Annotated in this window: 11 protein-coding genes, 2 tRNA genes and 3 rRNA genes; 6 read left to right on the top strand and 10 right to left on the bottom strand. The window is 61.4% G+C overall.

Annotation, left to right across the window (positions count from 1 at the left end; all coding sequences use genetic code 11):
- The first annotated feature begins 18 nt into the window (after positions 1-18).
- Together KB879_RS18515 and KB879_RS18510 are read left to right on the top strand one after the other, a co-directional pair.
- Positions 19-507, top strand: coding sequence for a MarR family winged helix-turn-helix transcriptional regulator (locus KB879_RS18515; protein ID WP_013951861.1), 489 nt, complete (start codon positions 19-21; stop codon positions 505-507).
- On the top strand, positions 504-2,087 hold the full coding sequence (locus KB879_RS18510; protein ID WP_211979539.1) for an MFS transporter: 1,584 nt from the start codon (positions 504-506) through the stop codon (positions 2,085-2,087). Before KB879_RS18515 ends, KB879_RS18510 begins: the two co-directional genes overlap by 4 nt.
- Positions 2,088-2,239: 152 nt before the next feature.
- Here KB879_RS18510 and KB879_RS18505 read toward each other — a convergent pair whose 3' ends face one another.
- Positions 2,240-2,572 (bottom strand): hypothetical protein, encoded by a 333-nt coding sequence (locus KB879_RS18505; protein WP_010809792.1) that lies wholly within the window; start codon positions 2,570-2,572, stop codon positions 2,240-2,242.
- A gap of 260 nt (positions 2,573-2,832) precedes the next feature.
- Positions 2,833-4,299, bottom strand: a complete 1,467-nt coding sequence (locus KB879_RS18500; RefSeq protein WP_211979538.1) for a DegQ family serine endoprotease — start codon at positions 4,297-4,299, stop codon at positions 2,833-2,835.
- Between the two features lie 181 nt (positions 4,300-4,480).
- On the opposite strand from KB879_RS18500, the gene KB879_RS18495 reads away from it, so the two are divergent.
- Together KB879_RS18495 and KB879_RS18490 are read left to right on the top strand one after the other, a co-directional pair.
- Positions 4,481-4,957 (top strand): MarR family winged helix-turn-helix transcriptional regulator, encoded by a 477-nt coding sequence (locus KB879_RS18495; protein WP_013951858.1) that lies wholly within the window; start codon positions 4,481-4,483, stop codon positions 4,955-4,957.
- A gap of 46 nt (positions 4,958-5,003) precedes the next feature.
- Positions 5,004-5,426, top strand: coding sequence for an organic hydroperoxide resistance protein (locus tag KB879_RS18490; RefSeq protein WP_013951857.1), 423 nt, complete (start codon positions 5,004-5,006; stop codon positions 5,424-5,426).
- A 69-nt stretch (positions 5,427-5,495) separates the two neighbouring features.
- Here KB879_RS18490 and KB879_RS18485 read toward each other — a convergent pair whose 3' ends face one another.
- The 6 genes from KB879_RS18485 to KB879_RS18460 form a co-directional block, all read right to left on the bottom strand.
- On the bottom strand, positions 5,496-5,774 hold the full coding sequence (locus tag KB879_RS18485) for a GIY-YIG nuclease family protein (RefSeq protein ID WP_013951856.1): 279 nt from the start codon (positions 5,772-5,774) through the stop codon (positions 5,496-5,498).
- Between the two features lie 139 nt (positions 5,775-5,913).
- Positions 5,914-6,026 (bottom strand): 5S ribosomal RNA (gene rrf, locus KB879_RS18480).
- A 126-nt stretch (positions 6,027-6,152) separates the two neighbouring features.
- Positions 6,153-9,033, bottom strand: a 23S ribosomal RNA gene (locus tag KB879_RS18475).
- A gap of 296 nt (positions 9,034-9,329) precedes the next feature.
- A tRNA-Ala gene (locus KB879_RS18470) sits at positions 9,330-9,405 on the bottom strand.
- Between the two features lie 11 nt (positions 9,406-9,416).
- Positions 9,417-9,493, bottom strand: a tRNA-Ile gene (locus KB879_RS18465).
- Positions 9,494-9,555: 62 nt separating this feature from the next.
- Positions 9,556-11,087: ribosomal RNA gene (locus KB879_RS18460) — 16S ribosomal RNA — on the bottom strand.
- The 16S, 23S and 5S rRNA genes sit together here with 2 tRNA genes alongside, the layout of an rRNA operon.
- 566 nt (positions 11,088-11,653) lie before the next feature.
- Here KB879_RS18460 and KB879_RS18455 point away from each other — a divergent pair.
- Positions 11,654-12,043: an OsmC family protein gene (locus KB879_RS18455; RefSeq protein WP_211979537.1), complete on the top strand. Its 390-nt coding sequence runs from the start codon at positions 11,654-11,656 to the stop codon at positions 12,041-12,043.
- 435 nt (positions 12,044-12,478) lie between these two features.
- Complete coding sequence (locus tag KB879_RS18450; protein WP_211979536.1) at positions 12,479-13,300, top strand: hypothetical protein; 822 nt, start codon at positions 12,479-12,481, stop codon at positions 13,298-13,300.
- A gap of 182 nt (positions 13,301-13,482) precedes the next feature.
- On the opposite strand, the gene KB879_RS18445 is transcribed toward KB879_RS18450, so the two are convergent.
- Complete coding sequence (locus tag KB879_RS18445) at positions 13,483-14,244, bottom strand: hypothetical protein (RefSeq protein WP_013951853.1); 762 nt, start codon at positions 14,242-14,244, stop codon at positions 13,483-13,485.
- 46 nt (positions 14,245-14,290) lie between these two features.
- On the bottom strand, positions 14,291-14,632 hold the full coding sequence (locus KB879_RS18440) for a carboxymuconolactone decarboxylase family protein (protein ID WP_013951852.1): 342 nt from the start codon (positions 14,630-14,632) through the stop codon (positions 14,291-14,293).
- Positions 14,633-14,649: the final 17 nt, after the last annotated feature.

The raw sequence follows: 14,649 nt of genomic DNA, 5'->3' as shown, positions 1-14,649 counted from the left end.
ATCGCAACGCCTCCCGCCATGTCTTTCGAACAACGCATCGACCGCTTCTGCGCCAGCCATCCCGAGGCCCCGCGCGACCTGATCCTGGCCTCCAGGCTGCTGCTGCGCACCGCGCGCCTGCTGCGCGGCCATATCGACCAGGCGCTGGCCCCGTTCGAACTGGACATGAGCCAGTACCTGCTCCTGAGCATGCTTGCCGTCGACGACAACCAGCCCAGCATGCCGTCCGAGCTGGGCACCACGCTGGACGCCACGCGCACGCAGATGACGCGGCTGCTGGACGGCCTGGAAGCGCGCGGGCTGCTGCGCCGGCGGGCGTCGGCCAGCGACCGGCGCAGCCTGGAGCTGACCCTGACCCCGGCCGGCCGCCGGCTGCTGGAGCGCGCCGCGCCGGCGGTGCATGCCGCCTACGGCGAGGCCTGGGCGCCGCTCGGCGCAGGCGGCCTGGCCAGCGCCACGCGTGCACTGACCCAATTGCACCAGACCCTGGAGGGGCTCCAGCCATGAATCCCGGCTCACCCTGGCAGCCGCTGTGGCGATTGCGCGTCAGCATGCGGTGGCTGCGCTGGCTGAGCCACCGGCAGCGCCAGATCCTGCTGATGATGCTGCTGGCGCTGGCCACCGGCGTGGAGTTCCTCGAGAACATCATGTTCGTGTTTGCCTCCAGCCATATCGTCGGCGGCCTCGACGCCGACCCGCGCAGCTTTGCGCTGGTGCAGGCGGCCTACGCGGTGGGCAGCATGCTGATGATCCTGAAGCAGCAATGGCTGTCGCGCCGGTTCGGCTACCGCTACTACCTGACGGGGGCGCTGCTGCTGTTCATGGCGGGCACGGTCGTGGCCGCGACCAGCCATGCGCTGCCGCAGATGGTGGTGGCGCGCTTTATCCAGGGCGTGGGCGGCGGCGCGCTGTTCACCAGCTGCCGCATCCTGGTCAACGTGCTGTTCGGGCCGACGGCACGCCCGCGCGCCACCCGCATTTTCATGATCGGCATCTTCTCGGCGTCGGCGCTGGGTCCGGCCTTCGCCGCCGAGCTGATCGACCATGGCGTATGGCAGGACGTGTTCTACGGCGTGCTGCCGTTCGCCGCGCTGGCCACGCTGGGTGCCTGGCTGCTGCTGCCGGATGCGGAGCCGCGCGCCGATACCAGCGGCCCCGCGCTCGGGCCGCTGCTGCTGTTCGGCGCCGCCATCGTGACCTTGCAGACGGCGCTGACCGAGGCGCGCTTCGACGTGTTCTCGCACCCGCTGCGGCTCGCGCTGGTGGCTGCCGCGGGCCTGGCGCTGCTGGCCGTGTTCCTGTGGCACCAGTGGCACCACCGCGATCCGGTGCTGCACCTGCGCGCACTGCGCCACCCGGTGTACCTGACCGGCTTGGCGATGTACTTCGTGTACTACATGATCAGCAACCTGAGCGGCTACCTGTTCCCGATCTACGCCGAGCAGGCACTGAAGATCCCGCTGGCCACAACCGGCTGGCTCAACACCTTTGCCGCGCTGGTCAGCCTGGCCGGCATCTTCGTCTACCTGCAGGTGGCGCCGCGCCTGACGCGCAAGAAGCCGCTGATGGTCGCCGGCCTGGTGCTGATAGCCGCCACGGCATGGTGGTTCTCGCAGATGCCGCCCGACGCCGGCCCGCCGGCGCTGGCATGGGGGCTGGTCGGCAAGGGGCTGTTCGGCGTGCTGGTGATCATCCCCATTGCCGGGCTGACGTTCCGGGCGCTGAGTCCCGATGAATTCGCCCATGGCTACCGCAGCAAGAACCTGATGCGGCAGGTCGCCAGCTCGTTTGCCTCGGCGCTGGGTGCGGTGCTGCTGCAGAACCGCCAGTTCGCGGTGCACGACAGCCTGCTGCACGCGGTGGGCCAGCGCCCCGCCGAGACCGAACACTGGATGGCTGCCATGCAGGCAGCATTGGCCGCGCGCGGCTTCGATGCGGCGCAGGCCCACCTGGGCGCGCTCGCACAACTAAACGGGCTGATCGAGCAGCAGGCCAGGCTGATTGCCTGCGAGGATATCTATCGGCTGATTGCGGTGCTGGCGCTGGGTGCGGCGGCGTACATGCTGCTGCAGCGGCGGCTGGCCTGAAGCCCGCGCGAGCGGCTATGCGCAAGCCGTGCGACGACTGGAACTACTGCGGGACAGACGCGGAATTCGGGGAGAAGCGAAGGCACCGCGCACGAGGCGATGGCGCGGACGGGTCGCAGTGCCGGCGGATGCGGCACCGGCGAAGTACCTGCTCAGAACAGCGACAGCTGGCGCATGCCGAAACCGATGGTCTCTTCCACGCGCGCACGGGCGTGGGCCAGCGAGCCTTCTGCGCCAGAGTAATTGCCGGCGGCCCAGTGGTAGACCACGGGGATGTCGCCGCGCTCCGACAGGCGCACTTCGCCAAGCTTGTCGCCGCGTTCGTTGCGGTAGAAGTGTGAGCGGTAGCCGCGCTCCCAGTGGGGGGCGACAACCTTCTTGCGCCGCCGGGGCTTCGGCGCGGAGCCGGCGGTGGACGTCGTGGACGTCAGTCGCCGCGCTCTATCGGTACCCGGCGTGATGGCGCGGGTGAAATCCAACTGCATAGACTTCCTCTTTGTCGATTCAGCAGAACCAGGGTCGGCGGGGGCTGCCGCCGCATGCTTCGTGCATCGCAGTCGAGATAATACCTGCTGGCGCGCTTTCTGTAAGCAGTTCGTTGCGCTGAATCCCGCCTCCGGCAAGGCTTAGCGGGCCGTATACCCTCTTCGTATACGTGTCGGTATACGTCGGGGTATACGTCCCGCGCGGGCAGCAAAGCCTTGCCAGTTAACGGCTTGCGGGCAGTCTGGCGTGCCCGCGGCAATCAGCCCAGGTCGAGCGGAATGAAGATGCGCGCATCGTCGCGCTGCACCAGCAGTGCCACCTGCTTGCCCGATTTCGATACCAGCGACCTGAGCTGCTCGGCCGAGCTGATGGGCGTGCCGTTGAGCGACAGGATCACGTCGCCCGGCTGGATGCCGACGCGCGCGGCGGGACCGGCCACGTCCTCGACCACCAGGCCGCCGTCGATGCCGCTGTCACGCTTCTCCGCGGGCGTAAGCGGGCGCACCGCCAGCCCCAGCCGGCCACCGGCCTCGCTGCCGCCGCCCTTCTGTGCGACGGCCCGGTCCTTGGCCGTGCCCACCGTCACCGACAGCGTCATCGGCTGGCCCTTGCGGATGATCTTCAGCGAGGTCTGCGTGCCCGGCTTGATATCGGCCACGTGCTCGGGCAGGTCGCCCGAATGGTCGATCACGTCATTGTCCAGCTGCACGATGACGTCGCCGGGCTTCAGGCCAGCGCGCGCGGCCGGGCTGTCGGGCTCGACCGAGTTGACCAGCGCACCGGTAGGCTTGGGCAGCCCGAACGATTGCGCCAGCGCCTGGTTCACCTCCTGCACGCTGATGCCGAGGCGCCCGCGCGTGACCTTGCCATGCGCCACCAGCTGCTGCTGCACCTTAGTGGCCACGTCGATCGGGATCGCAAACGACAGGCCCTGGTAACCGCCGGTCTGGCTGTAGATCTGCGCGTTGATGCCGACCACCTCGCCGCGCTGGTTGAACAGCGGCCCGCCCGAGTTGCCGGGATTGACGGCAACATCGGTCTGGATGAACGGCACATAGGTATCGTCCGGCAGCGAGCGCGACTTGGCGCTGACGATGCCCGCGGTCACGGTATTCTCGAAGCCATATGGAGAACCGATCGCCAGCACCGGCTCGCCCACGCGCACCCGCGAAGGATCGCCCAGGCGCACGGTCGGCAGGTTCCTGGCGTCGATGCGGATCACGGCCACATCGGTCTGCGGATCACTGCCGAGCACCTTGGCCTTGAACTCGCGGCGGTCGGTCAGCTTGACGGTGACCTCCTGCGCGCCGTCGACGACGTGCGCATTGGTCAGGATCAGCCCGTCCGGGCTCACGATAAAGCCCGAGCCCAGTCCGCGCACCAGTTGCTGCTGGCCGCCCTGCGGACCCTGGAACTGAGGCCCGAAACGCTTGAAGAACTGGAACAGCGGATCGTCCGGATCGATGCCCGGCGGCATCTGCGCCGCGGTGCGCTGGGCGCGCGCGGTGACGCTGATATTGACCACGGCAGGCCCGTACTGTGCCACGATGCCGGAGAAATCCGTCGGCGTGGCCACGGCGGCCGCCGGCTGCGCAGGCGCGACGGCTGGCGCAGGTGCCGCGTACCCCGGCGTGATGACTTCCTTCTGCAGATAGGCATAGCCGCCGCCAAGGGCGGCAAGGGCCGCGATACCAACGGCCGTGCGAGCAATGGTCTGGCGCATCATGTGTGGTTCCTTTCCTTGTGCATCAGGCGTCGACACTTTGCGACGCGACACGGTCATGCTAGCGACCCAGACTTAAAACAGACTTAAGGTTCAGCACTGGCCATGCACGGGCGTATCGAGCACATTTTGGAAAAGTGTAAATTTACATTGCGCACAATTTAATTGTGTTTAATATATCGCCATGGAACGCGACAACGACCCCTCCCCAAACTGGCTGCTGCTGGATCGCCAACTGTGCTTTGCGCTGTATTCGAGCTCACTGGCCATGACCAAGTTGTACAAGCCGCTCTTAAGTGAGCTTGGACTTACTTATCCGCAATATTTGGTGATGCTGGTGTTGTGGGAGACGGAAACGCTGACGGTCTCAGAACTCGGCGCCCGGCTGGCACTGGACTCGGGGACGCTGACGCCGCTGTTGAAGCGGCTGGAAACGGCGCGGCTGGTCACGCGCACACGTGACGCAGCCGACGAACGGCGGGTGCTGGTCAGCCTGACCGACTCCGGCCGTGCGTTGCGCCAGCGTGCCGAGCATATTCCTGAACAGATGTTGTGCGCCACGCAGTGCCCGGTCGAAGAGATCCAGGCCCTGACGCAGCGCCTGCATGCACTGCGGTCGTCGCTTGAACAAGCGCGGACCGATTCCAGCCTGCCGGACTGACGGCAAGCATTGATACGCCCTCTCGGGCAACAAACCGGAGCCTTAGATGAAACTCGAAAAAGTCGTTTATACCGCCCATGCCACCGCCACCGGCGGCCGTGACGGCCGTGCCACCACGTCCGATGGCCAGCTCGACGCCAAACTGGCCGTGCCCAAGGAAATGGGTGGCGCCGGTAACGGCCTGAATCCGGAACAGCTCTTTGCTGCCGGCTATTCGGCTTGTTTCCTGGGCGCCATGCGCTACGTTGCCGGCCAGCAGAAGATCGCCGTGCCCGCCGATGCCACCATCGAGGGCGCCGTCGGCATCGGCCCGATCCCGCAAGGCTTCGGCATCCAGGTCGAACTGAAGATCTCGCTGCCGGGCTTCGAGCGCGAGGCTGCCGAAAAGCTGGTCGAACAGGCGCACCAGGTGTGCCCGTACTCGAACGCAACGCGCGGCAATATCGATGTGACGCTGACTGTGGTCTGATCCTGCAGGCATGGAAAAGGCCGGTATCGCGAAGGCGATACCGGCCTTTTTGTTTGATCGCCCTGCCGTCTACTGAGCCGGCTCGGCTGCCGGCAATTGGGCGCAAAATGCGCGCTTCTGCGTCGAACTCAAGCGCTTGATCTCGATTTCCGCCTTCAACGCTTCGGACTTCGTCTCGAAGCGCAACTGGCCCAGGACGCGTATGGGCTTGCGCGATCGCGTGTATTTGGCGCCTTTTCCGGACAGATGCTCGGCGAAGCGGCGGGCAACATCGGTCGTGATTCCGGTGTAGATGGAATCACCGGTGCATTCGAGCAGATAGAGATACCAGGCGCTGTCAGCCGACATGGATGGTAATGGGGGATTCAGCGAGGGATTTCAGCGGTAATGGTATTACGCCGGTGCGGCGGCGGCGAGTCATTGCATTTTCGCCGCGCCAAAGCAAAAACCCCCAGCCTTTTGGGGCTGGGGGTTCTGCGGAATAAGAGCCTGGCGATGACCTACTTTCACACGGGTATCCGCACTATCATCGGCGCGGAGCTGTTTCACGGACCTGTTCGGGATGGGAAGGGGTGGTTCCAGCTCGCTATGGTCACCAGGCATAAGGGGTTGCAGCGCTGAGGTTGAGGTCAACGCTGCGAATAGGGATGTAGTTGGGGTTGTGTGTCTTGTGTCAACTGTTTCGGCACAGTCGCGATCACACACCAGGCAAAACACACTGGTTATAGGATCAAGCCTTACGGGCAATTAGTACTGGTTAGCTTAACGCATTACTGCGCTTCCACACCCAGCCTATCAACGTCCTGGTCTCGAACGACCCTTCAAGGAGGTCAAGCCTCCAGGGAATCCTCATCTTCAGGCGAGTTTCCCGCTTAGATGCTTTCAGCGGTTATCTCTTCCGTACATAGCTACCCTGCGATGCCTCTGGCGAGACAACAGGTACACCAGCGGTACGTCCACTCCGGTCCTCTCGTACTAGGAGCAGCCCCCGTCAAGATTCCAACGCCCACGGCAGATAGGGACCAAACTGTCTCACGACGTTTTAAACCCAGCTCACGTACCTCTTTAAATGGCGAACAGCCATACCCTTGGGACCGGCTACAGCCCCAGGATGAGATGAGCCGACATCGAGGTGCCAAACACCGCCGTCGATATGAACTCTTGGGCGGTATCAGCCTGTTATCCCCAGAGTACCTTTTATCCGTTGAGCGATGGCCCTTCCATTCAGAACCACCGGATCACTATGTCCTGCTTTCGCACCTGCTCGACTTGTCGGTCTCGCAGTTAAGCACGCTTTTGCCATTGCACTTTAGGTACGATGTCCGACCGTACCAAGCGTACCTTCGAACTCCTCCGTTACACTTTGGGAGGAGACCGCCCCAGTCAAACTGCCTACCATGCACTGTCCCCGACCCGGATTCACGGGTCAAGGTTAGAACCTCAAACAAACCAGGGTGGTATTTCAAGGACGGCTCCACGTGAACTAGCGTCCACGCTTCAAAGCCTCCCACCTATCCTACACAGATCGGTTCAAAGTCCAATGCAAAGCTACAGTAAAGGTTCATGGGGTCTTTCCGTCTAGCCGCGGGGAGATTGCATCATCACAAACACTTCAACTTCGCTGAGTCTCGGGAGGAGACAGTGTGGCCATCGTTACGCCATTCGTGCAGGTCGGAACTTACCCGACAAGGAATTTCGCTACCTTAGGACCGTTATAGTTACGGCCGCCGTTTACCGGGACTTCAATCAAGAGCTTGCACCCCATCATTTAATCTTCCGGCACCGGGCAGGCGTCACACCCTATACGTCCACTTTCGTGTTTGCAGAGTGCTGTGTTTTTATTAAACAGTCGCAGCCACCATTTTATTGCAACCCCTTCACCCTTCTGGCGCAGGCCAGTCAAGCTACCAGGGCGTACCTTATCCCGAAGTTACGGTACCAATTTGCCGAGTTCCTTCTCCCGAGTTCTCTCAAGCGCCTTAGAATACTCATCTCGCCCACCTGTGTCGGTTTGCGGTACGGTCTCGTATGACTGAAGCTTAGAGGCTTTTCTTGGAACCACTTCCAATTGCTTCGCAGCACTAGGCCGCTCGCCCCACATCCTTGAATTCCGCGCCCGGATTTGCCTGAGCGCCTTCTCCAATGCAGGGACCGGGACTTCCAACACCCGGACAACCTTCCGCGATCCGTCCCCCCATCGCATCATACGACGGTGCAGGAATATTAACCTGCTTCCCATCAGCTACGCATCTCTGCCTCGCCTTAGGGGCCGACTCACCCTACGCCGATGAACGTTGCGTAGGAAACCTTGGGCTTACGGCGAGGGGGCCTTTCACCCCCTTTATCGCTACTCATGTCAGCATTCGCACTTCCGATACCTCCAGCATCCTTTACAAGACACCTTCACAGGCTTACGGAACGCTCTCCTACCACGCACATTACTGTGCGTCCGCAGCTTCGGTATATAGCTTAGCCCCGTTACATCTTCCGCGCAGGACGACTCGATCAGTGAGCTATTACGCTTTCTTTAAAGGGTGGCTGCTTCTAAGCCAACCTCCTGACTGTTTTAGCCTTCCCACTTCGTTTCCCACTTAGCTATATTTGGGGACCTTAGCTGGCGGTCTGGGTTGTTTCCCTCTTGACACCGGACGTTAGCACCCGATGTCTGTCTCCCGTGATTGCACTCTTCGGTATTCGGAGTTTGCTATGGCGGGGTAATCAGCAATAGACCCCCCAACCATGACAGTGCTCTACCCCCGAAGGTGAGACACGAGGCACTACCTAAATAGTTTTCGGAGAGAACCAGCTATTTCCAGATTTGTTTAGCCTTTCACCCCTATCCACAGCTCATCCCCTAACTTTTCAACGTTAGTGGGTTCGGTCCTCCAGTACGTGTTACCGCACCTTCAACCTGGCCATGGATAGATCATCTGGTTTCGGGTCTACACCCAGCGACTCAACGCCCTGTTCGGACTCGCTTTCGCTACGCCTTCCCTAATCGGTTAAGCTTGCCACTGAATGTAAGTCGCTGACCCATTATACAAAAGGTACGCCGTCACCCCTTACGAGGCTCCGACTGTTTGTATGCATGCGGTTTCAGGATCTATTTCACTCCCCTCCCGGGGTTCTTTTCGCCTTTCCCTCACGGTACTGGTTCACTATCGGTCGATCACGAGTATTTAGCCTTGGAGGATGGTCCCCCCATCTTCAGACAGGATTTCACGTGTCCCGCCCTACTTGTCGTACACCTAGTTCCACAACGCTGTTTTCGCATACAGGGCTATCACCTGCTATGGCCGGGCTTTCCATCCCGTTCTGCTAACAATGCTGCTAAAGAGTACAAGGCTCTTCCCATTTCGTTCGCCACTACTTTGGGAATCTCGGTTGATTTCTGTTCCTGCAGCTACTTAGATGTTTCAGTTCGCCGCGTTCGCTTCCCTGACCTATGTATTCAGTCAGGGATGACCCATACGGGCCGGGTTTCCCCATTCGGACATCTCCGGATCAAAGCTTGTTTGCCAGCTCCCCGAAGCTTTTCGCAGGCTACCGCGTCCTTCATCGCCTGTGATCGCCAAGGCATCCACCACATGCACTTGTTCGCTTGACCCTATAACGAGTGTGTCTCGATTGCTCGAAACAGTCGCTACAGGATGAGTTCTCGCATTTGTGCCGTATTCCAAGTCATCTTTCGATCACTTAAATACATTTTGGTTGATACAATCACAACCCGGTATCGCGTTTTGTACTGCAGCGTCTCATCAACGCTTCGCGACACCTTTACTACATCCCATATTTTTAAAGAACAGCCGATCATTCGATCGCTTGGCAATGCCAAATGGAAACACTCGCAACTCAGCGTCGCGAAGCGCTTTCATTTGACAACCAATCCAAGGTACCAGGTAGTGGTGGAGGATGACGGGATCGAACCGACGACCCCCTGCTTGCAAAGCAGGTGCTCTCCCAGCTGAGCTAATCCCCCTTCGGATAACTTGGTGGGTCTGGTAGGACTTGAACCTACGACCCCCGCCTTATCAAGACGGTGCTCTAACCACCTGAGCTACAGACCCTTGGCTGTAACAGCAAACAAACCGATAAGTGTGAACGCTAGGCTTGAGACACAAGCCTCTAGAAAGGAGGTGATCCAGCCGCACCTTCCGATACGGCTACCTTGTTACGACTTCACCCCAGTCATGAACCCTGCCGTGGTAATCGCCCTCCTTGCGGTTAGGCTAACTACTTCTGGCAAAACCCACTCCCATGGTGTGACGGGCGGTGTGTACAAGACCCGGGAACGTATTCACCGCGGCATGCTGATCCGCGATTACTAGCGATTCCAGCTTCACGTAGTCGAGTTGCAGACTACGATCCGGACTACGATGCGTTTTCTGGGATTAGCTCCCCCTCGCGGGTTGGCAACCCTCTGTACGCACCATTGTATGACGTGTGAAGCCCTACCCATAAGGGCCATGAGGACTTGACGTCATCCCCACCTTCCTCCGGTTTGTCACCGGCAGTCTCTCTAGAGTGCCCTTTCGTAGCAACTAGAGACAAGGGTTGCGCTCGTTGCGGGACTTAACCCAACATCTCACGACACGAGCTGACGACAGCCATGCAGCACCTGTGTCCACTTTCCCTTTCGGGCACCTAATGCATCTCTGCTTCGTTAGTGGCATGTCAAGGGTAGGTAAGGTTTTTCGCGTTGCATCGAATTAATCCACATCATCCACCGCTTGTGCGGGTCCCCGTCAATTCCTTTGAGTTTTAATCTTGCGACCGTACTCCCCAGGCGGTCAACTTCACGCGTTAGCTACGTTACTGAAGAAATGAATCCCCAACAACTAGTTGACATCGTTTAGGGCGTGGACTACCAGGGTATCTAATCCTGTTTGCTCCCCACGCTTTCGTGCATGAGCGTCAGTGACGTCCCAGGGGGCTGCCTTCGCCATCGGTATTCCTCCACATCTCTACGCATTTCACTGCTACACGTGGAATTCTACCCCCCTCTGACATACTCTAGCCTTGCAGTCACAAGCGCCATTCCCAAGTTGAGCTCGGGGATTTCACGCCTGTCTTACAAAACCGCCTGCGCACGCTTTACGCCCAGTAATTCCGATTAACGCTCGCACCCTACGTATTACCGCGGCTGCTGGCACGTAGTTAGCCGGTGCTTATTCTTCCGGTACCGTCATCGACCCCGGGTATTAACCAGAGCCATTTCTTTCCGGACAAAAGTGCTTTACAACCCGAAGGCCTTCTTCACACACGCGGCATTGCTGGATCAGGGTTGCCCCCATTGTCCAAAATTCCCCACTGCTGCCTCCCGTAGGAGTCTGGGCCGTGTCTCAGTCCCAGTGTGGCTGATCGTCCTCTCAGACCAGCTACTGATCGTCGCCTTGGTAGGCTTTTACCCCACCAACTAGCTAATCAGACATCGGCCGCTCCTGTAGCGCGAGGCCTTGCGGTCCCCCGCTTTCACCCTCAGGTCGTATGCGGTATTAGCTAATCTTTCGACTAGTTATCCCCCACTACAGGGCACGTTCCGATGTATTACTCACCCGTTCGCCACTCGCCACCAGGCCGAAGCCCGTGCTGCCGTTCGACTTGCATGTGTAAGGCATGCCGCCAGCGTTCAATCTGAGCCAGGATCAAACTCTTCAGTTCAATCTCTGTGTGGAAGCCTCGCGGCTCCCTCGCTCTTTCGAGCGGTCGCTCACTCTCAGAAAACTGACTGACCAGATCCGAAGACCCAGTCACGTTTTGCTGTGCGAGCACTGTATAACTTGTGAAGCAACACTGTCCGAAGACAGCGGCGTCCGCTACCCAGCGCCCACACTTATCGGTTGTTTGGTTGTTAAAGAACTTCGCTGCCGGCTTTGCCGTTCAGCGCTGCTGCGTTGTCTGCAGCAGAGAAACGAGATTATGCAGAGCTTTCTTCGTTTCGTCAACCGTTTCAGCAACTTTTTTCGCTGCGGCCGGCGCGCTAACTTCGCTGCGCCAACCTACCCGGTCGACCCCGCAAACCCTTGCTGCGTCTGCTTTGCAGCGCTGCGTTGTGTTGCGAGGGGGCGAATATTAAGTGACCGCAGCGGGGTTGGCAAGAGGTTCTTTGAAAAAAAGCCAACTCGCCCAAAAAAGGCATTTCAAGCCACTTCAGCCCTCGCCCGGCGCTGCTTATAGAATGGCTGTTCCGGCCCACCGGGCCGCTCTCTTATAGATGGGGACGTTTGATGACTATCCAAGCGACCTGGCAACCAAGCCAGGGCAACAGCATCTGCCACCTGACCAACGGGACTGCCGAGTGGCGGGCCGACCTGGATGCATCTGCCGGCGGCGACACCCAATACCCGAACCCGCATGACCTGCTGGATTCGGCCCTGGCCGCCTGCACCACGCTGACTTTGCAGCTGTACGCCAAACGCAAGGGCTACGCGATCACCGGAGTCCATGTATCGGTCGCTCATGAAGAGGCCAACGGGACCTACACCATGAACCGCGAGGTCAAGGTCAGCGGTGAGCTCACGCCCCAGATCCTGGATGACCTACTCCGCGTGGCGAACCGCTGCCCGGTGCACAAAACCTTGTCGGGACAGTTTTCCATCCAGACTTCGATTGCCTGACCCCACCGGCAAGATCGCGCCCTTTGCTATTGTCAGCTCAAATGATAATCGTTATCATTTGTAGCTCTCGGGCTGTGACACTACCTGAGTCAGCAAATGGGTTCACCGGACACGCACGTGTCCGGTCTTTTCTTTCCGGCGATCCGCCGCCCGCGGCCGTCCCGTTCCGGCTGATTCCCTCCCGTCTGATGTCATCGTCCTGACGCACGCGGTGCGATACCGTACCTGCCGTGAACCACGCGCGTGCCCCACCCGTTCGAGGGGCATCCTGCTCCGGTATGTTGGCTGGCCCACCAAGGTTTCGTCGGATTCCGGTCAAACCGGCGCCGCGCGCTTTATCTGCCCTGCACCGCAGGCTTACCATGAACGGAAAGCAGAACAAGTAGAAGGCGCCAATAGAAAGCGCCGATACATCGAAGCGAGCGGGGGGATTCCTTGACCAACTTCATCGAAGCGTATTGCGCGCAGGTTCGGCTTGCGGGCGCAGTCGGCGTGATCGCCAAACCGGTTGTGGTGGCACAGGACAGCACCTACGCCATGCACTACGTGCCCTGCGAATACCTGAACACCCAGGCACCCCTGGTGCTGGTCAGCACCACGCCCGGCCACGCCCATGTGCGGCTGGCCGCCGCCGTCACCGAGGAACTGATGCGCGCCCATGCACCCGGCCGCGTGATTCAGCGCGAGAACAAGCGGCGCGTCGAGCTGGGCGGCAAGCTGGTGCGGCCCAACCTGATCCGCATGCTCGACCACTTCCGGGTGCCCGAACTGGTCGGCCTGCCGCACGCCGCGGCATTGTGGAATGACGGGTTCGAGCGCCTGCAACCGCTTGCCTTGCTGCCGCATGCCACCACGCGGCGCGGTCTGGCGTTCGACGGGCCACTGGAAGAACTGCTGGAGACACCGATGCTGCGCGAGGTATTCGAAGCGCAGTTCCTGGGCGCCGTGCGGCAGATGCGCACGGATGCGCTGTACATCGCGCTGGGCCGTACCGCCTGGGCAGGACTGCGGCATGCAGTCAGCCGCCGGCTGCTGGCGAAGTCTCAACTGCTGGGGATGATGCCAGTGCCGGCGCGCGCCGGCAGCATGGTGCGCTACTTCCTGCGCGAGATCGCCGCCAGCGATCTGTCGGCCAAGGACCCGGTGCGCCATCGCGTCGCCTGGCTCGATGCCGCCCATGCCGAACTGGAAGCCAGCGTGCGCAAGCTGCGCACTGCCATCCGGCCGGACCCGCACTCCGCCTACCTGATCGCGTAAGCGGTCACTCGCCTCCATGATTGTACTCGATAGACCCCACCGAAGTGGGGTCTCGGTGGTCCACACTGTGTCGATAACGTCTCCTGAGGCATCTGACACGCCTCGCATTCCCGATTTTTAGCGGCCCCGCGTGGGCCGCGATTTTTTTGGGGTCGCCAATTGGCGTCTCCCGCTTCAAGTGGCTACGCCGGCGGCGGCGTCTGCCCGACGCTTCGCCGCAGCGCATCCGATACCTGCGCCATCAGCGCGCCGTCGTCATCGACCGCGCGGCCGCCGGCCAACAATGCCTCGCGCACGCTGACGACCTTGCCCGCGTCATAGCGCCGGCCGCTGTCGATGGCCGCTTCGAACGCGTTGGCGCGCGCGTTGATCTGCACAGGGTCGGCGCTGACCAGCAGCACCGCATGGGCCAGCACCAGGTGGCGCTGCCCGTCGGGCGCTTGCATGGCCGCGGGTGCGCGCCGCCAGTACTGCGCCGTGCCGGCGATCTTGCGCGCGGCTTCGGGCGGGCCCCAGGCCAGGTTGAAGCGGCCGTCGCAGAAGGAGCCGGCCACGGCCTGCCAGTGCGTGTCGACGCCCAGCGCTTGCAGCGCATCGCCGATGACCTCGCACAAGTGCAGGTAGACCGCGTCGCTGCGCGCACCCGGCGGCTGTCCCACTGCGTAGGCCAGGCTCAGGTTGAGGATGCCGGGGCCCTGCGGCACCAGCCCGCCGCCCGACATGCGCAGGAACACCGGGCACCCTTGCTGCGCGAAGTCGGCGCGCGCGGTTTCCAGCGCGGCATGGCGCAGGTAGGTGCGCGGCACCACCAGCGACAGCGGCGCCTCCCACAGCTGCGCCACCTGCCGGCCCTGTGCCGCGAGATCCAGCAAGGCCAGCTCATCCTGCAGCGGGTCGCTGCCCGCCTGCCCGGCATGGGCCGCATCGACAAATTCAAACGGCATGGGATGGCACCAGCCTCCGGATGGCAACGTGCCGAGTCTAGCAAGGCTAGACGTTGAGCGCATCGAAGTACGCCAGCGCCTTCGACGCATACATGGCGCCGGGTCCGCCGCCCATCTCGATATTGATGGCCAGCACTTCGGCCAGCTGCTCGCGCGTGGCGCGATGGCGCAGCGCCTGACTGGTGTGGAACAGCACGCAGTCGTCGCAGCCCTTCTGCACCGCCAGTGCGACGGCAATCAGTTCCTTGACGGCGGCCGGCAGGCTGCCGTCCTGCGTGGCGGCCTTCATCACGCCCTGGAAGGCGCTCATGGCGGCGGGCTGGGCCTGGCCGAGCGCACCGAATTGCTTGTTGATCTCGGTCAGGCGGGTCTTCAGGTCTGTGGTCATGAGGTGTCCTGTCTTGA

The organism is Cupriavidus sp. KK10, from assembly GCF_018223725.1.
Classification (GTDB): domain Bacteria; phylum Pseudomonadota; class Gammaproteobacteria; order Burkholderiales; family Burkholderiaceae; genus Cupriavidus; species Cupriavidus necator.
Note: the sequence above shows the minus strand (reverse complement) of the source record. Positions and strands in the feature narration are given on the sequence as shown.